The sequence below is a fragment of the Agromyces atrinae genome (assembly GCF_013407835.1).
Classification (GTDB): Bacteria; Actinomycetota; Actinomycetes; order Actinomycetales; family Microbacteriaceae; genus Agromyces; species Agromyces atrinae.
This window is the reverse complement of sequence record NZ_JACCBI010000001.1, coordinates 3,579,136-3,600,067: the sequence shown is the minus strand read 5'-3', so window position 1 is coordinate 3,600,067 and position 20,932 is coordinate 3,579,136. Positions and strand designations below refer to the sequence as shown.

General features: G+C 70.1%; 18 protein-coding genes and 1 tRNA gene. 3 read left to right on the top strand and 16 right to left on the bottom strand.

Going from position 1 to position 20,932, the window contains the following annotated elements:
• Positions 1–6: 6 nt before the first annotated feature.
• The 6 genes from BJ972_RS16685 to BJ972_RS16660 all read right to left on the bottom strand — a co-directional run bounded on the left by BJ972_RS16685 (position 7) and on the right by BJ972_RS16660 (position 6,505).
• Positions 7–1,791, bottom strand: a complete 1,785-nt coding sequence (locus tag BJ972_RS16685) for a gamma-glutamyltransferase family protein (RefSeq protein WP_129176093.1) — start codon at positions 1,789–1,791, stop codon at positions 7–9.
• On the bottom strand, positions 1,788–2,276 hold the full coding sequence (locus BJ972_RS16680; protein ID WP_129176096.1) for a hypothetical protein: 489 nt from the start codon (positions 2,274–2,276) through the stop codon (positions 1,788–1,790). Before BJ972_RS16680 ends, BJ972_RS16685 begins: the two co-directional genes overlap by 4 nt.
• Positions 2,273–3,982, bottom strand: coding sequence for a long-chain-fatty-acid--CoA ligase (locus BJ972_RS16675; protein WP_129176098.1), 1,710 nt, complete (start codon positions 3,980–3,982; stop codon positions 2,273–2,275). Before BJ972_RS16675 ends, BJ972_RS16680 begins: the two co-directional genes overlap by 4 nt.
• A 3-nt stretch (positions 3,983–3,985) precedes the next feature.
• A complete protein-coding gene (locus tag BJ972_RS16670; RefSeq protein ID WP_129176100.1) occupies positions 3,986–4,963 on the bottom strand; it encodes a ribose-phosphate diphosphokinase in 978 nt (325 codons plus the stop codon).
• Positions 4,964–4,995: 32 nt separating this feature from the next.
• Positions 4,996–6,432 carry a bifunctional UDP-N-acetylglucosamine diphosphorylase/glucosamine-1-phosphate N-acetyltransferase GlmU gene (gene glmU / locus BJ972_RS16665; protein ID WP_129176102.1) on the bottom strand — a complete coding sequence of 479 codons (1,437 nt, stop codon included), beginning with the start codon at positions 6,430–6,432 and terminating at the stop codon, positions 4,996–4,998.
• A gap of 1 nt (position 6,433) precedes the next feature.
• A tRNA-Gln gene (locus BJ972_RS16660) sits at positions 6,434–6,505 on the bottom strand.
• A 93-nt stretch (positions 6,506–6,598) separates the two neighbouring features.
• Between BJ972_RS16660 and BJ972_RS16655 the strand changes: the two genes are divergently transcribed.
• Entirely contained in the window at positions 6,599–7,090 is a 492-nt protein-coding gene (locus BJ972_RS16655; protein WP_129176104.1) for a MarR family winged helix-turn-helix transcriptional regulator, read from the top strand.
• 25 nt (positions 7,091–7,115) lie between these two features.
• Here BJ972_RS16655 and BJ972_RS16650 read toward each other — a convergent pair whose 3' ends face one another.
• From BJ972_RS16650 to rsmI, 10 genes are all read right to left on the bottom strand, one after another.
• Positions 7,116–7,775: a methionine ABC transporter permease gene (locus BJ972_RS16650; RefSeq protein WP_129176106.1), complete on the bottom strand. Its 660-nt coding sequence runs from the start codon at positions 7,773–7,775 to the stop codon at positions 7,116–7,118.
• Positions 7,772–8,803, bottom strand: coding sequence for a methionine ABC transporter ATP-binding protein (locus tag BJ972_RS16645; protein ID WP_129176108.1), 1,032 nt, complete (start codon positions 8,801–8,803; stop codon positions 7,772–7,774). Before BJ972_RS16645 ends, BJ972_RS16650 begins: the two co-directional genes overlap by 4 nt.
• A 70-nt stretch (positions 8,804–8,873) precedes the next feature.
• Entirely contained in the window at positions 8,874–9,785 is a 912-nt protein-coding gene (locus BJ972_RS16640; RefSeq protein ID WP_129176110.1) for a MetQ/NlpA family ABC transporter substrate-binding protein, read from the bottom strand.
• A 205-nt stretch (positions 9,786–9,990) separates the two neighbouring features.
• Positions 9,991–11,793, bottom strand: a complete 1,803-nt coding sequence (locus BJ972_RS16635) for an ABC-F family ATP-binding cassette domain-containing protein (RefSeq protein WP_129176112.1) — start codon at positions 11,791–11,793, stop codon at positions 9,991–9,993.
• A gap of 44 nt (positions 11,794–11,837) precedes the next feature.
• Positions 11,838–12,770, bottom strand: coding sequence for a 4-(cytidine 5'-diphospho)-2-C-methyl-D-erythritol kinase (locus BJ972_RS16630; protein ID WP_129176114.1), 933 nt, complete (start codon positions 12,768–12,770; stop codon positions 11,838–11,840).
• A gap of 161 nt (positions 12,771–12,931) precedes the next feature.
• Entirely contained in the window at positions 12,932–13,810 is an 879-nt protein-coding gene (gene rsmA, locus BJ972_RS16625) for a 16S rRNA (adenine(1518)-N(6)/adenine(1519)-N(6))-dimethyltransferase RsmA (RefSeq protein WP_129176116.1), read from the bottom strand.
• A 28-nt stretch (positions 13,811–13,838) separates the two neighbouring features.
• Positions 13,839–14,774, bottom strand: a complete 936-nt coding sequence (locus BJ972_RS16620; protein WP_129176118.1) for a TatD family hydrolase — start codon at positions 14,772–14,774, stop codon at positions 13,839–13,841.
• Positions 14,771–16,333 (bottom strand): methionine--tRNA ligase, encoded by a 1,563-nt coding sequence (gene metG, locus BJ972_RS16615; RefSeq protein WP_129176121.1) that lies wholly within the window; start codon positions 16,331–16,333, stop codon positions 14,771–14,773. The genes BJ972_RS16620 and metG overlap by 4 nt, the downstream gene beginning before the upstream one ends.
• A gap of 41 nt (positions 16,334–16,374) precedes the next feature.
• Complete coding sequence (locus BJ972_RS16610) at positions 16,375–17,418, bottom strand: NADP-dependent oxidoreductase (protein WP_206736532.1); 1,044 nt, start codon at positions 17,416–17,418, stop codon at positions 16,375–16,377.
• 73 nt (positions 17,419–17,491) lie between these two features.
• Positions 17,492–18,331, bottom strand: a complete 840-nt coding sequence (rsmI, locus tag BJ972_RS16605) for a 16S rRNA (cytidine(1402)-2'-O)-methyltransferase (protein WP_129176125.1) — start codon at positions 18,329–18,331, stop codon at positions 17,492–17,494.
• 39 nt (positions 18,332–18,370) lie between these two features.
• On the opposite strand from rsmI, the gene BJ972_RS16600 reads away from it, so the two are divergent.
• Complete coding sequence (locus tag BJ972_RS16600) at positions 18,371–20,017, top strand: dolichyl-phosphate-mannose--protein mannosyltransferase (RefSeq protein WP_129176127.1); 1,647 nt, start codon at positions 18,371–18,373, stop codon at positions 20,015–20,017.
• Between the two features lie 117 nt (positions 20,018–20,134).
• Positions 20,135–20,884 (top strand): DUF1684 domain-containing protein, encoded by a 750-nt coding sequence (locus tag BJ972_RS16595; RefSeq protein ID WP_241830857.1) that lies wholly within the window; start codon positions 20,135–20,137, stop codon positions 20,882–20,884.
• Positions 20,885–20,932 lie beyond the last annotated feature (48 nt).

Sequence of the window (20,932 nt, the reverse complement as noted above, 5' to 3'; positions counted from 1 at the left end):
CAGCGCTCAACGCCCGACGGCGTACCCCTGCGCACCGCGCGGGTTCGCGGCAGCCCGCAGCACGCCGTCGGTGCCGCGCGTGACGACGGAGAGCCGCCCGAGCGCCCACGATCCCGCTCTCTCGACGCGATGCACGCGGCGTTCGAGCGCCTCGATGATCGCGTCACCGAACCGATCCTCGATGACGAGGCCGCCCGGTGTGAACTCCCGAGGCCAGAACGACCCCACGATCGACGTCGTGTGGAAGGCCGGCGCATCGATCGCCTCCTGCAGGTCCCACCCGCCGACGAGGTGGCGCAGCAAGAAGAGAAGCTGCCACTGGTCCTGCTGGTCACCGCCCGGTGAGCCGAGCGCCGCATACGGCTCGCCGCCGCGCAGGACGACGGTCGGCGTGAGTGTCGTGCGCGGGCGGCGGCCCGGGGTGAGTGTCGTGGGGAGCCCCGGCTCGAGGCGCGTCATCTGCAGGCGCGTGCCGAGCGCGAAGCCGAGCGTCGGCAGGTACGGCGACGACTGCAGCCACCCGCCCGACGGTGTGATCGACACGAGGTTGCCGAACCGGTCGACGACGTCGACGTGGCACGTGTCTCCGCGCGTCACCCCCGTCGGCGCGACCGTGGGCTCCCCCGTCGTCGGGTCGGCCGCGAAGGACGCCGTGCGCGTCGCGCTCGAGTCGAGGCGGAGTTCGACGCCGTCGACGTGACCGGGCCGCAGCTCGAGCGACGCCGTCTCGCCGATGAGTGCCCGGCGCTCACGCGCGTAGTCGGCGCTCAGCAGCCGGTCGAGCGGCACTCCGTCGACGTCTCCGTAGTACGCCTCCCGGTCGGCGAGGGCGAGCGCGAGCGCCTCGGAGACGAGATGCACACCGGCTTCCGTCGACGGGTCGAGAGCGTCATCCGTCTCTCCGTCGAGGATCGCGAGGGTCTGCAGCAGAGCCGGGCCCTGCGACCACGCACCGGGCTTCAGGATCGTGTGGCCGCGGAAGTCGGCCGCGACCGGCTCCTCCCAGCTCGCGCGGAAGCCCGCGAGATCGCTCGCGCGGAGCACTCCGGCGTGCCGCTCCCCCGACGAGTCAAGCACGGGCTCGGCCACGGACGTCTCGATCTCGGCGGCGACCGAGGCCGCCCATTCGTCGCGGATCGCGTCGATGCGCGCCTCACGCGTCGAGCCCCGACGCCCCGCGGCAAGCAGCCGATCGATCGTGTCGGCCCATGCCGTGTTGACGACGAGCTCACCGGCGAGCGGCGCGCGCCCTGCAGGAAGCCACTGCGCGGCGGAAGCCGTCCACTCGGTCTCGAAGAGATCGGCGACGCGAGCGATCGTCGCGGCGGCACCGGCGACGAGGGGATGACCGTCGCGCGCGTACCCGCGGGCGAACTCCCACACGTCGCTCGCCTCCCACGTGCCGTGGTCGCGGAGGAGCAGCAGCCACGCGTCGACCGCGCCGGGGACCGCCGCGGCGAGGAAGCCCGAGCCGGGCACGTCGGTGAGGCCGAGCGAACGGTAGGCCTCCGCCGACGATCCCGCGGGAGCCGGCCCCTGCCCCATGAGCACCGCGGGGCGCCCTCCGCTCGGCGCGACTATCCCGACGAGGTCACCGCCGGGGCCGTTGAGGTGCGGCTCGACGACCTGCAGCACGAAGCCCGCGGCGACGGCGGCGTCGAAGGCGTTGCCCCCGCGCTCGAGCACCGCCTGGGCCGTGCCGCTCGCGAGCCAGTGCGTCGAGGCGGCCATTCCGAAAGTGCCCGTGAGCGTGGGGCGCGTGATGAACGGGTCGGGGCTCGAGAAGGTCATGACGTCTCGCTCTCTGGGGGGTCGTCGAGGAAGACGCGCTTGTACGAACGGCCGTCGGGCAGCTCGACCGTCTCGGCTCTGAGCTGTCCGCGCGTCACGCGCAGGTAGATCGCCTGCGGCGTCACGCCGAGCTTCGCCGCCGCTTCGGCGACGCTCAGCCCCGGAAGGTCGGTCGGCTTCGAGCTCGGGCGCTGGCCGCGCTTCCGGCTCGCCTCCTGGCGTGCGGCGATCTCGGCGTCATTGCCCGCCCAGCGCTGCTTCGCCGCCGCGGGCGTGAGCCCGGCGGCGTCGGCCACCTCGTCCCACGACGCACCCGCCGCGAGCCCCGCCCGCACCGCGGCGAGAGCCGCAGGGTCGGCGTCGAGTGCGGCGAGGAGCGAACGGATGCCGCGGAGCCGGGCGATTCCATCGGCCTCGTCCTCCGCGTGCTCGAGCGCGTGCAGCGCATCGAGCGCCGCGCGGGTCTCCGGCGCGAGGAAGGTCACGCCTGCTCGTTCTCGAGGAGGGCGTCGCGAACGAGCCGCCGCTGCACCTTCCCGATGAGCGAACGGGGCAGTTCGTCGACGGCGACGACGCGCTTCGGCACCTTGTACGCCGTGAGGGCGTCGCGCGCGAAGGCGCGGATGGCGGCCTCGTCGAGCGTCGCTCCCTCGGCGAGCACGACGGCCGCGACGACCTGTTCGCCCGAGTGGGTATCGGGCAGACCGACGACGGCGACGTCGACGATGTCGGCGTGCCCCCGCAGGGCGTCTTCCACTTCGCTCGGAGAGACGTTGAAGCCGCCCGTGATGATGAGTTCCTTGATGCGGTCGACGATGCGGACGAACCCGTCCTCGTCGACCGAGACGATGTCGCCCGTGCGGAACCAGGGGCCGCCGTCATCCGTCGCCGGCACGAAGACCGCCGCCGTCTCGTCGGGCTTCTTCCAGTACCCCGAGAACACCTGCGGACCGCGCACGATGAGCTCGCCCTCGTCGCCCGGCGTGCGATCGACGGTCGGCTCGTCGGGGTCGACGACGCGCACCTCGGTGCTCGGCAGCGGAAGGCCCACGGTGCCGGCCCGGCGATTCGGCGCGACCGGGTTGGCCATGAGAACGGGGGATGTCTCGGAGAGCCCGTAGCCCTCGACGAGGTATCCCCCGGTCTCGGCCTCCCACGGCTCGACGACCTCGGCCGAGAGCGGCATGGCCCCCGAGATCGCGATGTCGATGCCCGCGAGCGAGACGCCCCGCTCGGCGGCCGCACGCGTGAGCCGCTCGTAGATCGGCGGAACGGCGGGCAGGAAGGTCGCCGGGCGCTTCTTGACCACGGCGAGGACGAGATCGGGCTCGAACTTGGGGAAGAGCACGAGGCGCGCGCCCATGCTCATCGCGAACGTCAGACACAGGGTGAGGCCGTACGCGTGGAACATCGGCAGCACCGCGTAGACGACGGCCGTGCCGCGCTCGACCTGCGGCACCCAGGCACGCGACTGCGCGGCGTTCGCGAGCAGGTTGCCGTGGCTGAGGGTCGCGCCCTTCGGCGAGCCCGTCGTGCCGCTCGTGTACTGGATGAGGGCGACGTCGTCGACCGTCGGGCTGATGATGCGTTCCTCGATCGGGTCGGCCTCGAGGAGCTTCGGCCACGGCACCGTGCCGCGCACGCTCGTCGTGAGCGCGGCGCGCGACTCGCGTGCCTTCCGGATCGGCAGACGGAGCGCCGCACGCGTCGCGAAGGGCATCGCCCGCGTCACGTCGACCGAGACGATCGTGGCGATCTCGATGTCGTCCGGGAAGTCCTGGATCGTCTCGACGACCTTGTTCCAGGCGATGACGACGCGCGCGCCGTGATCCTCGAACTGGTGCCGGAGCTCGCGCGGCGTGTAGAGCGGATTGTGCTCGACGACGATCGCGCCGAGCCGGAGCACCGCGTAGAACGCGACGATGTGCTGCGGGCAGTTGGGCAGCACGAGGGCAACGGGGTCGCCCTTCTGCACGCCGAGCAGACGCAGCCCCTCGGCGGCGCGATCGATCTCGGCCCCGAGCTCGGCGTACGTCGTCGTACGCCCGAAGAACTCGAGCGCGACGTGCGAACCGTAGGTCGCCACCGAGGCCGCGACGAGGTCGTAGAGCGAGCCCTCGGCGGGCTCGATCTCATCGGGCACCCCCTCGGCATAGCTCGCAAGCCACGGACGCGGGGTGCCGATACCCATCGGCTACGCCGCTCCGTCGAACATGCTCGTCACCGAGCCGTCATCGAAGACCTCGTGGATGGCACGCGCGAGCAGCGGCGCGATCGGCAGGATCGTGAGACGGTCCCAGCGCTTGTCCTCGGGGATCGGCAGCGTGTCGGTGACGACGACCGAGTCGATGAAGTCGCTCTGCAGGATCTCGACGGCGGGCGGGCTGAAGACCGCGTGGGTCGCGGCGACGACGACGCCGATGGCGCCCGCCTTCTTGAGCGCCTCGGCGGCCTTGACGATCGTGCGGCCGGTGTCGATGAGGTCGTCGACGAGGAGGCACACGCGGCCCTCGACCTCACCGACGATCTCGTGCACCGAGACCTGGTTCGGAACGAGCGGGTCGCGACGCTTGTGGATGATCGCGAGAGGCACACCGAGTTTGTCGCTCCAGATGTCGGCGACGCGCACACGGCCCATGTCGGGCGAGACGACGGTCAGCTTGTCGGTGGCGATGTTGGCCTTGAAGTGCTCGAGCAGCACGGGCATCGCGAAGAGGTGGTCGACGGGGCCGTCGAAGAAGCCCTGGATCTGCGCGGCGTGCAGGTCGACGCTCATGATGCGGTCGGCGCCAGCTGCCTTGTAGAGGTCGGCGACGAGGCGGGCCGAGATCGGCTCGCGGCCGCGACCCTTCTTGTCCTGACGCGCGTAGGGGTAGAACGGCGAGACGACGGTGATGCGCTTGGCCGACGCACGCTTCAGGGCGTCGACCATGATGAGCTGCTCCATGAGCCACTCGTTGATGGGCGCCGTGTGCGACTGGATGACGAATGCGTCGCAGCCGCGCACCGACTCGTCGAAACGGGCGTAGAGCTCACCGTTCGCGAACGTGCGGGCATCGGTCGGCACGAGCTCCGAGCCGAGCTCGTCGGCGATGTCGACCGCGAGCTGCGGGTGAGCGCGCCCCGACACGAGTACGAGGCGCTTCTCGCCCTTGACCTTGATTCCCGACATGTGAGTCCTCTCGTCCGGTAGGAGACCGGTTGTCAGTGTTCGTCGGTCTCGATCGCGGACTCAGCCGCGTGAGCGGCTGCCGACCCCGGGCGATTCTTCTGCACCCAACCTTCGATGTTGCGTTGCGGAGCGACGTTCACGGCGAGCGAGCCGGCCGGCACGTCCTTGCGGACGACCGTTCCTGCTCCCGTGTACGCTCCGTCGCCAATCCTAATCGGCGCGACGAACACACCGTGCGATCCGGTGCGCACATGCGACCCGATCTCGGAGCGATGCTTCGCGACGCCGTCGTAGTTCGCGAAGATCGAGCCCGCTCCGATGTTGGAGCCCTCACCGATCTCGGCGTCACCGACGTACGAGAGGTGCGGCACCTTCGAGCCGTCGCCGATGCGCGCGTTCTTCGTCTCGACGAAGGTTCCGATCTTGCCGTCGGCTCCGAGGATCGAGCCGGGACGGAGGTACGAGAACGGGCCGACGGTGGCATTGCGTCCGATGACGGCGAGCGTGGCATCCGTGCGCTTGACGGTCGCCCCCTCGCCGATCTCGCAGTCGACGAGCGTCGTGTCGGGGCCGATCGTCGCGCCGGTCGCGACGACCGTCGCGCCGAGGATCTGGGTGCCGGGCAGGATCGTGACGTCGGGCTCGAGTTTCGCCGTGAGGTCGATCCACGTCGTCGCCGGGTCCTGGATGGTCACGCCCGCGAGCTGCCAGCCGCGCACGATGAGCGCGTTGAGACGAAGACCCGCCTCGGCGAGCTGCGCACGGTCGTTGACGCCCGCGACGAGCCACGGCTCAGCCACGGCGACGGCTTCGACCTCGGAGCCCGCGCGACGGAGGAGCCCGATGACGTCGGTGAGGTACTTCTCGCCCTGCGCGTTCTCGGTCGTGAGGTTCGCGAGCTGGTCGCGGAGCGCGCCGACGCCGAACGCGTAGACGCCCGCGTTGATCTCGGAGATGGCGAGCTCGGCCGCCGTGGCGTCCTTCTGCTCGACGATGCGGTCGAACGCGCCGTTCTCGCCGCGCACGACACGGCCGTAGCCCGTCGCGTCGTCGTAGATCGCCGAGAGCACCGAAGCGGCCGAACCGCGATCGCGGTGCGCCGCGAGGAACGCGCCGAGCGTGTCGGCGTCGAGGAGCGGCACGTCCCCGTTCAGCACGAGCACGTCGCCGTCGAAGTCATCGGGCAGTGCCGCGACGGCCTGCTCGACCGCTCGGCCCGTTCCGGGGACCTCGTCCTGGTCGATGATCGCGGAATCGGGCATCGCGGCCTCGATCACCGCGGCGACGCGATCGCGCTCGAAGCGCACGACCGAGAGCACGTGCGCCGCGTCGAGGGCGCGCGCCGTCGAGAGCACGTGCACGACGATCGGCGCACCCGCGATCGCGTGGAGGAGCTTGGGGGTCTGCGACTTCATGCGCGTACCCTGACCTGCGGCGAGGACGATGATGGCGAGCTTCTGATCCGTCATGCTCCGCCGCCAGGACTCGAACCTAGACCTCACAGCTCCAAAGGCTGTCGTGCTGCCATTACACCACGGCGGACCGCGCGCCACCGGGCGCGCGTCCTCCAGTCTGCCAGACGCCGCCTGCGCGACCCGCACGTGTCGCGGGGCGTGGCAGCGAGATAATGGACGGATGGCCGCACATGACGAAGTCGATCGCATCGTCGACGACTGGGAGCGCGAGCGACCCGACCTCGACTTCTCTCCGCTGCAGGTGCTCTCGCGCGTGGCGCGGCTCACGAAGCATCTCGATCGGGCCCGGCGCACGGCGTTCGCGCGCTCCGAACTCGAGTCATGGGAGTTCGACGTGCTCTCTGCGCTCCGCCGAGCGGGCTCGCCCTACCGGCTCTCGCCGAAGGCGCTCCTGCAGCAGACGCTCGTCTCGAGCGGCACCATGACGAACCGCATCGACCGACTCGTCGAGCGCGGGCTCGTCACCCGTCAGACCGACCCGAACGACGGCCGGGGCATCCTCGTCGTCATGTCGCAGCCGGGGCTCACCCGGGTGGATGCCGCGATCACGCGTCTCGTGGACGCCGAGGCCGAGCTCCTGTCGACCCTGCCGCTGGCTGATCGCACGCGCCTCGCCGCGCTGCTGCGGAAGCTCAGCCTCGACTTCGACTGAGCATCCCGCCGGCAGAGCACGCGCGCTAGCGGCGCAGCACCTTCTTCGCGAGCGAATTGCCGAGCCACTGCAGCAGCTGCACGATGATGATGATGACCGCGACGGCCGTCCACGTGACCCACGGGTTGTAGAGGCGATAGCCGTACTGGATCGCGAAGTTGCCGAGTCCACCCGCACCGATGAGGCCCGCGACCGCCGACATGTCGACGAGCGCGACGACCGCGAACGTGTAGCCGAGGATGAGCGGGCCGAGCGCCTCGGGCACGACGACCGTCACGAGGATGCGGAACGGGCCCGCACCCATCGACCGGGCCGCCTCGATGACGCCCGGCGGCACCGTGACGAGGTTCTGCTCGACGAGGCGCGAGATGCCGAAGACCGCGGCGAAGGCGATCGAGAACGTCACCGCGTTCAGTCCGATGCCGCTGCCCGTCACGGCCCGTGCGAGCGGCTGCAGAGCCGCGACGAGGATGATGAACGGGATCGGCCGGAAGATGTTGACGATGAGGTTCAGGATGCCGTAGACGACGCGATTCGGGAGCACACCGCTCGAGCGGGTCGCGTAGAGCGCGAGGCCGACGATCAGTCCGCCGAACCCGCCGAAGAGCAGGGCCAGCGTGACCATGTAGAGCGTCTCGCCGATGATGCCCGGGAGCTTCGGCAGCTGCTCGATGAGATCGTTCATCGTGCGGCCTCCGTCACGGTCGAACGCCGGGCGATGCCGGCGAGGGTCTGATCGATCGCGGCGTCGTCGCCGCGCAGGGCGAAGGTCAGGTGCCCGAAGGCGCGGCCGCCGATGTCGTTGATGCCGCCGTAGACGAGTTCGAACTCGATGCCCGCGCGCGCGAACTCGAGGAACACCGTGGCCTGGGAGGCATCCGTCTCGCTGAAGGAGACCGTGACGATGCGGCCGACGTGCCGCTCGCGGAGGGCCGCGAGCTCGGCGGGCGAGGGCACGCCCTTCACGACCGTGGCCACGAAGCGCTGCGAGGCCGGATTCTGCGGGGCGGAGAACACGTCGAAGACGGGCCCCGCCTCGACGACGCGGCCGTTCTCCATGACGGCGACCTTCGTCGCGAGCGACTGGATGACGTCCATCTCGTGCGTGATGACGATCATGGTCACGCCGAGTTCGCGGTTCGCGCGCCCGAGCACCTCGAGCACCTCGCCCGTCGTCTCGGGGTCGAGGGCGCTCGTCGCCTCGTCGGCGAGCAGGATGCTCGGCGTCGTCGCGAGCGCACGGGCGATGCCGACGCGCTGCTTCTGACCGCCCGAGAGCTGCTCGGGGTAGGAGCCGGCCTTGTCGGCGAGACCGACGAAGTCGAGAGCCTCACGCGCGCGGGTCAGGGCCTCGCTCTTCGCGACACCCTGCAGACGCAGCGGGTAGGCGACGTTCTTCAGGGCCGTGCGTGACTGGAAGAGGTTGAACTGCTGGAAGATCATGCCGATTCCGGCACGCACGCGGCGCAGCTCCTTCTCGGGCAGCGCCGTGATCTCTTCGCCCGCGACGGTGATGGTGCCGCCGGTCGCCGGTTCGAGGGCGTTGACGAGTCGCACGAGGGTCGACTTGCCCGCGCCCGAGTAGCCGATGACGCCGTAGACCTCACCGGCCTCGATGTCGAGACTGACGCGGTCGACGGCGACGACCGTCGGGGCGCCCTTCGAGGAGCCGGGATAGCTCTTGCTCACGTCCTTCAGACTGACGAGCGGCATGTGACCTCCGTGAAACGGGGCGAGCCCGGCCGGAGAGATCCGGCCGGGCGCACCCTGGTGTTCGGTAAAACTACTTCTGAGCCTTGGTGTCGGCTTCGACCTTCTTGAGCGACTCGACGAGGTCGGCGACCGGGGTCTGCAGGAGCACCGCGGTGCCGCCCGAGACCTCGAGCACGCCATCCTGAACGGACTGCGTGTTCTGGAAGATCTCGACGAGCTTCAGGTAGGTGGGGTTGTCGACCTGGTCGGCCTTCGCGGCGAAGATGTTGACGTACGGGAGCGCGTTGGGGTCGCTCGGGTCGTCCTGCGCGATGGCGTCGCTGGCCGAGAGGCCCGCACGCTCGACGAAGTCGTTGTTGATGATCGCCGCGGCGACGTCGGGGAGCGAGTTCGCCGTGATGTCGGCGGCGAGCTCGGTGACGGTGACCTTCGACTTCTCGGTGTCGACGTCGTCGAGGTTCGAGAAGATCGATCCACCGCTCTTCAGCTCGATGAGGCCGGCCGACTGCAGCACGAGGAGGCCGCGGGCGCGGTTCGACTCGTCGTTCGGCACGGCGACGGTCTCGCCGGCGGGGATGTCCTCGACCGAGTCGTACTTCGTCGAGTAGAGGCCGAGGGGGTAGATCGCGGTCGAACCGATCGGCTGGAGGTCTTCGCCCGAGGCGACGTTGTAGCCGGCGAGGTACACGATGTGCTGGAACTGGTTGAGGTCGAGTTCGCCCTCGGTCAGCGCCGGGTTCGGCTGCGAGTAGTCGGTGAAGTCGACGAGCTCGACCTCGATGCCCTCGGCCGCTGCGGCCTCGACGTAGTCGGCCCAGTACGGGTCGCTCGCGCCGACGACGCCGATCGTGACGGGGCCCTCGGTCTCGGCGTTGTCGCCCGAACCGGCGTCGCCGGTCGAAGCGCACGCGGCGAGGAGCGCGGCGAGGGGCAGGGCTGCGAGTGCGGTGAGGATGCTCTTCCGAGCGGTGCGGCGTGACATGCAAGTTCCTTTCTCAGGTCTCGCGAGCGTGCTGGTGGCAAGGGGGTGCTGACAGCGTGCAAGGACTGCCAACACAGAAAATGGCACGACCCGAGTGCGCCGGTAGGCGAGGGATCGTGCCGCTGCTGTGCGAGACGACCTCAGGCTATGCCACACCGCCGACGAGTGTTGAAACGATTGTCATACAGGGTCACGAGAGCCAAGCTCAGTCGAGCAGCTCCGAGAGCTCGAGCCAGCGCATCTCGAGGTCGGCGACGGATGACTCGTGCGCGCGCAACTCGTCGGTCACCGCCGCGAGGCCGACGTAGTCGCCCTGATCGTGCTGGGCGAGCTTCTCGTGGAGACGCGCGATCTCGGCCTGCAGTTTGACGAGCTTCCTGTCGATCGCGGCGACCTCCTTCTCGGCCGAGCGACGCTCGGCACCCGAGAGTGTCGCGATCGGCGTGGGCGCGCCCGCGTCATCCGCTTGGTCGGGGCGGTCGGTCGTCGCGACCGCGCCCTCGAGACCGACCCGGCGGAGCTCCAGGTACTGGTCGACGCCGCCGGGGAGGTGGCGGAAGTGCCCGTCCATGACGGCGTACTGCTGATCGGTGACGCGCTCGACGAGGTACCGGTCGTGGCTCACGACGAGGAGGGTGCCCGGCCACGTGTCGAGGAGGTCCTCGATCGCGGCGAGCATGTCGGTGTCGAGGTCGTTCGTGGGCTCGTCGAGGATGAGCACGTTCGGCTCGTCGAGGAGGATGAGGAGCAGCTGGAGCCGACGTTTCTGTCCACCCGAGAGGTCCTTCACGGGAGTCTGCAGCTGGGCGCTCGTGAATCCGAGGCGCTCGAGCAGCTGGCCGGGGGTGAGTTCCTTGTCGCCGACGGCGTAGCTCGTGCGCTGGCGGCCGATGATCGTCGCGACGCGTTCGTCACCGAGGTCGGCGAGTTCGGCGAGCTCCTGGGTGAGACTCGCGATCTTGACCGTCTTACCGCGCTTGACCCGACCGCTCGTCGGCTCGACGGCGCCCGTGACGAGGCCGAGGAGCGTCGACTTGCCCGCACCGTTGACGCCGAGGATGCCCGTGCGCTCGCCCGGCGCGATGCGCCACTCGACACCGCGGAGAACCGTGCGGTCGCCGTAGACGACACCCGCGTCGAGGAGGTCGACGACGTCCTTGCCGAGACGGGCCGTCGCCATCTGCTTCAGCTCGACGGTCGATCGCACGGGCGGTTCGTTCTCGATGAGCTCGTTGGCGGCGTCGATGCGGAACTTCGGCTTCGACGTGCGGGCGGGGGCTCCGCGTCGCAGCCAGGCGAGCTCCTTGCGCATGAGGTTCTGGCGCTTGGCCTCGCTCGCCGCCGCCATCCGGTCGCGCTCGACGCGCTGCAGGACGTAGGCGGCGTACCCGCCCTCGAAGGGCTCGAGGATGCGGTCGTGCACCTCCCACGTCGCCGTGCAGACCTCGTCGAGGAACCACCGGTCGTGGGTCACGACGACGAGCGCGCCCGAGTGGGCCGGCCAGCGGCGCTTGACGTGCTCGGCGAGCCAGGCGATGCCCTCGACGTCGAGGTGGTTGGTGGGCTCGTCGAGGAACACGACGTCCCAATCGCCGACGAGGAGCGCCGCGAGACCGACGCGGCGACGCTGCCCTCCCGAGAGGTCGCCGACACGGGCCTGCCACGGGATGTCGCCGAGGAGGCCTCCGATGACGTCGCGCGCCCGGGCGTCGCCCGCCCACACGTGCTCGTCGACTCCGCCGACGACGGCCTCGGCGACGGTGAGCTCGGGGTCGACGGTGTCGGACTGGTCGAGCATGCCGATGCGCACGTCGCGGCGACGCGTCACCCGACCGCCGTCCGGTTCGAGGCGGCCGGCGAGGAGCTTGAGGAGTGTCGACTTTCCGTCGCCGTTCTTGCCGACGATGCCGACGCGATCACCCTCGTCGAGCCCGATCGTCACCTCGTCGAAGACGACGCGGGTGGGGAACTCGAGGTGCAGGCGCTCGGCGCCGAGGAGATGTGCCATGTCCCGTCGAGCCTACCCGCGCGCCGACGGGCGGATGACGGGCGTCAGTGGATGACGCGGGCACCGTGCACGGGCCCGTGAACGCGCAGCGCGGTGAGGCGAGCGGCCGAGAGCGCGACCTGCAGTTCGAGCGCGGCATCGGCGTCGGCCGCGAGGAAGGCGAGGGTCGGGCCCGAGCCCGAGACGATGCCGGCAAGGGCGCCGTGCTTCTCGCCGAGTTCGAGGATCGCGCCGAGGCCCGGTGCGAGGTGCAGCGTCGCCGCCTGGAGGTCGTTGTGGAGCGAGTCGGCGAGCAGTCGCGCGTCACCGGCGCGCAGAGCCTGCAGCACGGCGGTGTCGACCGACGGGGACGACGTGGGCACGGCGAGCTCGTTCGCGTGCAGCTCCCGGTGGCGGTCGAGTTCGCCGTAGACGAGCGGCGTCGACATGCCGAACTCGGCGATCGCGAGCACCCAGTGGAAGTCGCCCGTCGCGAGCGCGGGGCTCAACCGGTCGCCGCGACCGGTTCCGATGGCCGTGCCTCCCATGAGCGAGAACGGCACGTCGGCACCGAGCTTCGCCGCGAGTGCGAGCAGCTCATCCTTCGCGAACTCGGTTCCCCAGAGAGCGTCGCACGCGACGAGAGTGGCCGCGGCATCAGCCGACCCGCCGCCCATGCCACCGGCGATCGGCACGTTCTTCTGGATCTCGAGACGCACACCCGTCGGAATGCCCGCCTTCCGCGCGAGCATCTTCGCGGCGCGGATGGCGAGGTTCGTGCGATCGGCCGGCAGCGCCGACGTGTCGATCGAGCCGCTGAACTCCACCGAGAACGTCTCCGACGGGTAGGCCGTGACCTCTTCGTAGAGCGACACCGCCTGATAGGCCGTCGCGACGTCGTGGTACCCGTCGTCGTGCAGAGCACCGACCTTCATGAAGAGGTTGATCTTGCCCGGCGCCCGCACGCGCACACTCGGTACGGTCTGGGCGAACGTCATGCGACAACGCTATACCAGGGGTCGCGCCGCCCATTTCGGCTTCTCCCAGTTCGCAATTCAGGTGCGGAGCGGCGTGTCGGCGAATCGCACGGGCCAGAACAGGCCGCGACACGCGCGCGGGCCTGAATTGCGAACACTGAGATGTCGCGGGGTGGGGGAACTCAGTGCGGCGAGCGGGCGATCGCGAGGAAGTCGTGCACCGAGAGCTGCTCGCCGCGCGCCTGCGGGTCGAGGCCCGCCGCTTCGATGGCCGCGCTCGCCGCGCCCGAGCTTCCGAAGACGCCCGAGAGCGACTGCCGCAGCATCTTCCTGCGCTGCTGGAAGGCGGCGTCGACGAGGGCGAACACGCGCACGCGCTCCTCCTCGGAACCGAGCATGTCGGTCCGGCGGTCGAACCCGATGAGCACCGAGTCGACGTTCGGCACCGGCCAGAACACGAAACGCGAGACCTGACCGACGGTCCTCCACGATCCGTACCACGCGGCCTTGACGCTCGGGCTGCCGTACACCTTCGATCCGGGGCCTGCCGCGAGACGGTAGCCGACCTCGGCCTGCACCATGACGACGCCCGCGACGATCGACGGGAAGTGCTCGAGCAGGTGCAGCAGCACGGGCACCGAGACGTTGTACGGCAGGTTCGCGACGAGGCGCGACGGCGAGCCGGGGAGTTCGGCGATGCGCAGGGCATCGGCATGGATGACGGTGATCGACGTTCCCGGCTGCATGATCGCGACGGTGTGTCGGAGCTGCTCCGCGAGTCGGCCGTCGATCTCGACGGCGACGACGTCGGCTCCGGCCTCGAGCAGGCCGAGTGTCAGCGAGCCGAGCCCGGGGCCGACCTCGAGCACGGTCTCACCGGCGGTGACACCGGCGGTCTGCACGATGCGGCGCACGGTGTTGGCGTCGTGCACGAAGTTCTGACCGAGCTTCTTCGTCGGCGTGACGTCGAGCAGCTCGGCGAGGTCGCGGATCTCCGCCGGCCCGAGAAGGCGCGGCTGTGCGACCTCGAGCGATTCGTTCTCGTGCTTGTGGGCGTTCACCGGCACCTCCCGCGCTGCGAGGCTACCGTCACGAGGGGTCACCGGAGAGGCTCGGCGCGCCGTCGCCCGCCGAAACGACGGGCTCCGCGTTCCAGGCGCCGTACGCGCGTTCCGTGTTGCGCACGAGCTGACCGCAGAACTCGTCGAGGTCGGTGCCGAGGAACTCGGCCATGAAGCGCACGGTGTGCGGCACGAGGTACGGAGCGTTGGGCCGGCCGCGGTACGGCGCTGGCGTGAGGTACGGGGCGTCCGTCTCGACGAGGATCGACTCGATCGGTGTGAGGGCGAGAGCCTCGCGCAGGTTGCCCGCGTTCTTGAAGGTGATGTTGCCCGCGAACGAGAGGTACCAGCCCTCGTCGATGCAGACTTTCGCGAAGGCGGCGTCTCCCGAGAAGCAGTGCAGCACGACGCGGTCAGGGGCACCGACCCGGTGGAGGGTGCTCGCGACGTCGTCGTGCGCGTCACGGTCGTGGATCTGCAGGGCGAGGCCGTGCTTCTTCGCGATCGCGATGTGCGCCTCGAAGCTCTCGAACTGCGCGGGTCGCCCCGCGTCATCCGTGCGGTAGAAGTCGAGCCCGGTCTCACCGACGGCGACGACGCGCGGGCGCGAGGCGAGCTCGTCGATCACGGCGAGCGCGTCGCCGAGCTGACCCGCCGCGGCGAGTACGGGGGCCTCGTTCGGGTGCAGGGCGACGGCCGCGAGCACACGCGGGTCGCGCGCGGCGAGCTCGGCCGACCAGATCGACGTCGGGACGTCGGTGCCCACCTGCACGACACCGCGCACGCCGGCCGCCGCCGCGCGCGCGAGGTGCTCGTCGGCATTGATCGGCATCGCGCCGTCGGCGATCTCGAGGTGCGTGTGGTTGTCGATCACGGCGACGCCGAGGTGGTCGGGGACGGGCGGGTACTCGACGACACGGCCCTCCTGCGCGCGAGCGCGGATGTGCGTGTCGCTCGAACTCACTCGGACTTCTCCTCGACGCGCGGGAACAGGGCCTCGAGCGCACTCACGCGCTCGCCGCCGGTCCACTCCCAGGCGCGGTCGATGCGCTGGTCGGCCACGGAGCCCTCGCCTCCGATGGCGGTCCAGAGCTTCGCCGTCGCGACGGGCAGCACGGGCGACAGGAGCACGCCGAGCGTGCCGAGGCCACGGAAGGCCGTGTGCAGCACGGTCTCGAGACGCTCACGCTTGTCGGGATCCTTCGCGAGCGACCACGGCTCTTCCGAGGTGATGTAGCCGTTCAGGGCGTCGACGAGCTCCCACACGGCGGCGATCGCGTCGTGCGGCGCGAGGCGTTCGATCGCGGCGAGCGACGCTTCGGTCGCGCGGATCTCGATGGCACGGATCTCGTCGTCGGCCTCGGTCGTCGCACCCGCCGCGGGCACCACGCCGTCGCAGTAGCGCGTGATCATCGCGACGACACGTGACGCGAGGTTGCCGAATCCGTTGGCGAGCTCGGCCTGGTAGCGGGCGGCGAGGTCCTCCCACGAGAACGAGCCGTCCTGGCCGAACGCGATGGCGCGCAGGAAGTAGTAGCGGAACGCATCCGAGCCGAACGTCTCGGTGATCTGCACGGGGGCGATGCCCGTGAGCTTCGACTTCGACATCTTCTCGCCGCCGACGAGCAGCCAGCCGTGGCCGAACACGCCGCGCGGCACGTCGAGGCCCGCAGCGAGCAGCATGGCGGGCCAGATGACGGCGTGGAATCGCAGGATGTCCTTGCCGACGATGTGCTGCGCCGGCCAGCGACGAGCGAACTCCTCGTCATCCTGTCCGTAGCCGACGGCGGTGATGTAGTTGAGCAGCGCATCGAACCACACGTAGACGACGTGCGACTCGTCCCACGGGACCTTGACGCCCCAGTCGAACGTCGAGCGCGAGATCGACAGGTCGTCGAGGCCGCTCCGCACGAACGAGAGCACCTCGTTGCGCGCGCTCTCGGGCTGCACGAAGTCGGGGCGCTCCTCGTAGAGCGCGAGGAGCTGCTCGGCGAAGGCCGACATGCGGAAGAAGTAGTTCTTCTCGTTGAGGAGCTCGACGGGCTTCGAGTGGATCGCGCAGACCTTCTGGCCCTCGTACTCCCCGGTTCCGTCGACGAGGTCGGACGGCTGCTTGTACTCCTCGCAGCCGACGCAGTAGTAGCCCTCGTACTCGCCCGTGTAGATGTGGCCGGCGTCGTAGAGGCGCTGCAGGAAGAGCTGCACGTTCTTCTCGTGACGCTCGTCGGTCGTGCGGATGAAGTCGTCGTTGGCGACGTCGACGGTGTCGAGCAGCGGCTTCCACGCCTCGGCGACGAGCTTGTCGGCCCACTCCTGCGGCGTGACACCGTTGGCCGTCGCGGTGCGCAGGATCTTCTGCCCGTGCTCGTCGGTTCCCGTGAGCATCCACGTGTCGTCGCCCGCCTGGCGGTGCCAGCGCGCGAGCACGTCGGCAGCCACCTCCGTGTACGCGTGCCCGATGTGGGGCACATCGTTGACGTAGAAGATGGGCGTGGTGATATAGAACGAGGAGCCGTCGGCCATGGCTCCAATCCTAGGTCGGCAACGGATGCCGGCTGCGCGTGTTACCCGCCGACCGGGCGATACCGCTTGTCGCCGATGACCGGCGGCAGGTTCTCGTGCACGTCGATGCGCTCGTGATCGGTCGGGACGCCGAGTGTGGCGTCCTGCTGCTTCAGGTCGTCGGGGTGGGCCTTCTCGCCCGAGTACGACACGAGCCGCGTGCCGAGCACGATCTTGCCGGGCGCCTCGCGGCGGTCGAGGGCGCGGTAGGCCTCGGCGACCCGCTCGAGCGGGAAGATGTCGGCGATCGGGAAGACGATCTGCCGATCGGTGACGAGTTTCGCGACGTTCGAGAGCGCCTCGAGATCGCCGGCCCCCGCGAGCACGACGCCGTACTCGTCGGCGGCCTCGCGGTCGAGCACCGTGACGATGCGCTTCGGCTCGATGCCGAGCGCGATGGCCGTCTCGACACCGCCGCCGCCGAGGAAGTCGAGGAACGCCGAGGCTCCGCCGGGCGCGATCTCACGAACCCGGGCTTCGAGGTCGTCGTCGTAGGCGAGGGGGGTGATGCCGAACTGGCGCAGGAAGTCCGCGCGGAGCGGGGCTGCGGTGCCGATGACGGTCGCACCGGCGCGCACCGCGAGTTGGGCGGCGAGGCATCCGAGGCCGCCGGCCGCGGCCGTGATGACGACGACGTCGCCGGGCTGCAGGTTGAGCGAGCGCACGACGGTCCACGCCGTCGTGCCGGCGACGTAGAGGCTTCCGGCGTTCTCCCACCCGAGGCGCGGCGGCTTCTTCAGCAGCTGGGTCACGGGAACGGCGACGCGCAGAGCCTGCGCCCCGGAACGGACGAATCCGAAGACCTCGTCGCCGACGCGGAACTCGGTGACGCCGTCGCCGACCGCGCTGACGATCCCGGCGATGTCACGGCCTTGGCCGGAGGCGAAGTCGTCGTGGCCGCCGAACCGACCCTCGCGCACGGTGCTCTCGATGGGGTTGAGGCCCGTCGCGATGACGTCGATGACGACCTCCCCCATGCCCGCGACGGGGTCGGGGATCTCGACGAGCTCGAGCACATCGGGCCCGCCGTGTCGGGTGAATCTCACTGCTTGCGTCATCACGCACCTCCACGCTGGGGTCGATGAGCTCCTCGGCCCATTGTCCCCCGATCGAGGCGCGTCAGACCGGGGGTTGACTGTGAGTTGACCGCGCCTGTAGCGCCGCTTCGTAGAGGTCTCGGCGGCTCAGCCCGGTCGCGAGGGCGACGTCGCCCGCCGCCTCCTTGAGGCGCACGCCTCCCGCTACGAGGGCGAGCACTCGCGCGAGGGCGTCGCCCGCATCGGCGATGCGCTCGGGCGCCCCGTCGACGACGACGCAGATCTCACCGCGGACGCCGGCCTCGGCCCACGCGGCGAGCTCTCCGAGCGGCCCGCGCTTGACCTCTTCGTGCAGTTTCGTGAGCTCACGGCAGACGGCCGCCCGGCGGTCGGCGCCGAACACCTCTGCGGCATCGGCGAGGCTCGCCGCGATGCGCGACGGTGCTTCGAAGAACACCATCGTGCGGCGTTCGTCGACGAGGCTCGTGAAGGTGCGCACGCGGTCGCCGTGCTTCCGCGGCAGGAAACCCTCGAAGCTGAAGCGGTCGGTCGGCAGCCCCGAGACGGCGAGTGCGGTGAGCACGGCGCTCGGCCCGGGGATGACGGTCACATCGACACCCGCGGCGACCGCCGCTTCGACGAGCGGGAATCCGGGGTCGGAGACGGCGGGCATGCCGGCGTCGCTCAGCACGAGCACGTCCGCCTCGCGGGCGAGCTCGACGATCTCGCTTGCCCTGACGCGTTCGTTGTGCTCGTGGAGCGCGATGAGTCGCGGCCGGTTCGCGATGCCGAGGGCGGCGAGCAGACGCTGGGTCACCCGCGTGTCCTCCGCGGCGACGACGGTCGCCGCCGCGAGAGCCTCACGCAGTCGGGGCGACGCATCGCCCAGATTGCCGATTGGTGTCGCCGCGAGGATGATCATCGCTCCAGTCTCCCCCATCGCTTCCCCTACGATGAGCGCATGCATGCGGAGGGGGCGACGGGGTCGCGCGAGGCGACGACGACGGATGACGAGGCCCCCGAGTCGGCTCCCGCAGCCCCGGCTCCCCGCGGCACGCGGCTCGACGCCTGGTGGGCTCGTGTGCTCGGCACGCCGGCACGGCGCCGGTTCTGGTACTGGGCCGGGCCGATCGCGGTCACGCTGCTCGCCGGCATCCTGAGGTTCTGGAATCTCGGCCATCCGCACACGCTCGTCTTCGACGAGACCTACTACGTCAAGGACGCCTGGACCCTCATCGGCAACGGCTACGAGTCGCGCTGGCCGGAGGACGCCGACGCCGGTTTCGCCGCGGGCGACACCGACACGTACCTCGACGAGCCGTCGTACGTCGTGCACCCGCCGCTCGGCAAGTGGATGATCGGCCTCGGCATGGCCGCCTTCGGCGCGGGCGATCCGTTCTGGTGGCGCGCGACGACCGCGCTCGCGGGAACGATCGCCGTCCTCCTCGTCTCGCTCATCGCGCGGCGCCTCTTCGGATCGACGATCGTCGCCGTCATCGCCGGCTTGCTGTTCGCCATCGACGGCAACGCGATCGTCATGTCGCGCGTCGCGCTGCTCGACACGTGGGTCATGTTCTTCGCGCTCCTCGGCTTCGGGTGCGTGCTCCTCGATCGCGAGTGGCACGCGACGCGTCTCGCCGCGCGTCTCGCCGAACGACGGGCGCGCGGCGTCGACCCGGCCTGGGGCCCCGTGCTGTGGTGGCGCCCGTGGCTCCTCGCCGCCGGCATCGCCTTCGGCGCGACGACCGCCGTGAAGTGGTCGGGGCTGTACTTCCTCGCCGCGTTCGGCATCTACCTCGTCGTCGTCGATGCGCTCGCACGGCGCCGCGCCGGCCTGCCGTTCTGGATCACGAGCGCGATCCTCCGCCAGGGGCCGGCGACGTTCCTCCTCGTCGTACCGATCGCCGCCGTCGTCTACCTCGCGAGCTGGACGGGCTGGCTCGTGACCGACGGCGGCTACTACCGCGACTGGGCGACGACGACGAGCGCCGACCAGCTCGCCGGCATCGAGTGGCTGCCCGCCCCGCTGCAGAGCCTCTGGCACTACCACCAGGAGGCGTACAAGTACCACGTGGGCCTCAGCACTCCGCATCCCTGGCAGTCGCACCCCCTCGGCTGGCTCGTCATGGAGCGGCCGACGAACATGTACTACGTCTCGCTCGAGAACGGCGACGGCGGATGCACCGTCGATGCGTGCGTGCAGACGATCAACGGCATCGGCAACCCGCTCATCTGGTGGGGCGCGGCCGCCGCCGTTCTCTACCTGCTCTACCGGCTCGTGCGCTGGCGCGAGTGGCAGGTCGGCCTCGTGCTCGTCGGCCTCGCGGCCGGATACCTGCCGTGGCTCCTCTACCCCGACCGCACGATGTTCACGTTCTACACGATCGCGTTCCAGCCCTACACGATGCTCGCGCTCGCCGGGGTACTCGGCATCATCCTCGGTCGACGCGACGACCTCGAGTGGCGGCGAGCGCGCGGTATCGGGGTCGTCGGCGTGTACCTCGCCTTCGCCGTGCTGCTGTCGGCGTTCTTCTACCCGCTGTGGACGGGCACGACGATCCCCTTCACGTTCTGGCAGCTCCACATCTGGCTGCCGGGCTGGCGCTGACGGGCGCCCTGTTCGCCCTGTTCGACCTGTTCGACCTGTTCGCGCTGTTCGCTCAGGGCGATGGCAACAGAACGTCATCCTGCCGACCCGCCTGTCGGGGCGGGAGAGAATGAATCAGTGACATCCCCCCACAACTCGCTCCCCCTCGGCGACGCCCGAGCCGCCTCGAAGCGCTGGCATGACGAACGACACGACTTCGTGACGTCGCCCCTCGGCAACCTGGCGCTCGTCCTCACCCACTGGTCCCCCGCGGGCGACGAACCCGTGAGCGACGAGCAGGCGCGAGCCGGCCACCCCGTCGATGCCGTGCTCACGCGGCTGACGCGCGCCGACATCGACACGGGCGAGACCCAGCACGGCTATCGCATCTGGCAGACCGACTCGCCCGCGAACCTCGCCTTCGAAGGCATCGAATCGTACGACTACGACCCCGACTGGGTCATCGACGCCGAGTTCGAACTCGTCGCCGACGACCGCGTCATCCCCTTCGAGCACCTGCGCGACGCGGGTGCGACGCGCGGGCTCCCCGTGCCCGGCGACCTCGTCTTCGAGCGCGCGGGAATACCGTACCGACTCGCCGCGTTCGCCAACGGAGACGTCCTCCAGCTCGTCTTCGGCGATGCGACGAACGGGGTCGAGAGCTATGGCGCCGGTCGGTTCCTGGCCGTGCCGCGGCCCGAGATCCCCGACGGCGCATCGACGGGAGACCGCGTGCCGGTCACGCTCGACTTCAATCGCGCGTATGTACCGCCGTGCGGATTCTCCTCACAGATGAACTGCCCGTTGCCTCCGCCCCAGAACCGTTTCGCGGTTCCGGTGCGCGCCGGCGAGCGAGTCGCGGTCTTCGCCGAGGGATTCACGCTCTAGAACCTGCATCACCGCTCCACACGCACCACCTCACAGCCCCCCACGAAA

Bases quoted from the DNA above. Each gene is read 5' to 3' on its own strand.
- BJ972_RS16655 (WP_129176104.1), top strand. From the start codon at position 6,599: ATGGCCGCACATGACGAAGTCGATCGCATCGTCGACGACTGGGAGCGC.
- BJ972_RS16600 (WP_129176127.1), top strand. From the start codon at position 18,371: ATGCATGCGGAGGGGGCGACGGGGTCGCGCGAGGCGACGACGACGGAT.
- glmU (WP_129176102.1), bottom strand. From the start codon at position 6,432: ATGACGGATCAGAAGCTCGCCATCATCGTCCTCGCCGCAGGTCAGGGT.
- BJ972_RS16635 (WP_129176112.1), bottom strand. From the start codon at position 11,793: ATGGCACATCTCCTCGGCGCCGAGCGCCTGCACCTCGAGTTCCCCACC.
- metG (WP_129176121.1), bottom strand. From the start codon at position 16,333: ATGGCCGACGGCTCCTCGTTCTATATCACCACGCCCATCTTCTACGTC.
- BJ972_RS16685 (WP_129176093.1), bottom strand. From the start codon at position 1,791: ATGACCTTCTCGAGCCCCGACCCGTTCATCACGCGCCCCACGCTCACG.
- BJ972_RS16630 (WP_129176114.1), bottom strand. From the start codon at position 12,770: ATGACGTTCGCCCAGACCGTACCGAGTGTGCGCGTGCGGGCGCCGGGC.
- BJ972_RS16675 (WP_129176098.1), bottom strand. From the start codon at position 3,982: ATGGGTATCGGCACCCCGCGTCCGTGGCTTGCGAGCTATGCCGAGGGG.
- BJ972_RS16645 (WP_129176108.1), bottom strand. From the start codon at position 8,803: ATGCCGCTCGTCAGTCTGAAGGACGTGAGCAAGAGCTATCCCGGCTCC.
- BJ972_RS16650 (WP_129176106.1), bottom strand. From the start codon at position 7,775: ATGAACGATCTCATCGAGCAGCTGCCGAAGCTCCCGGGCATCATCGGC.
- BJ972_RS16640 (WP_129176110.1), bottom strand. From the start codon at position 9,785: ATGTCACGCCGCACCGCTCGGAAGAGCATCCTCACCGCACTCGCAGCC.
- BJ972_RS16670 (WP_129176100.1), bottom strand. From the start codon at position 4,963: ATGTCGGGAATCAAGGTCAAGGGCGAGAAGCGCCTCGTACTCGTGTCG.
- rsmI (WP_129176125.1), bottom strand. From the start codon at position 18,331: ATGATCATCCTCGCGGCGACACCAATCGGCAATCTGGGCGATGCGTCG.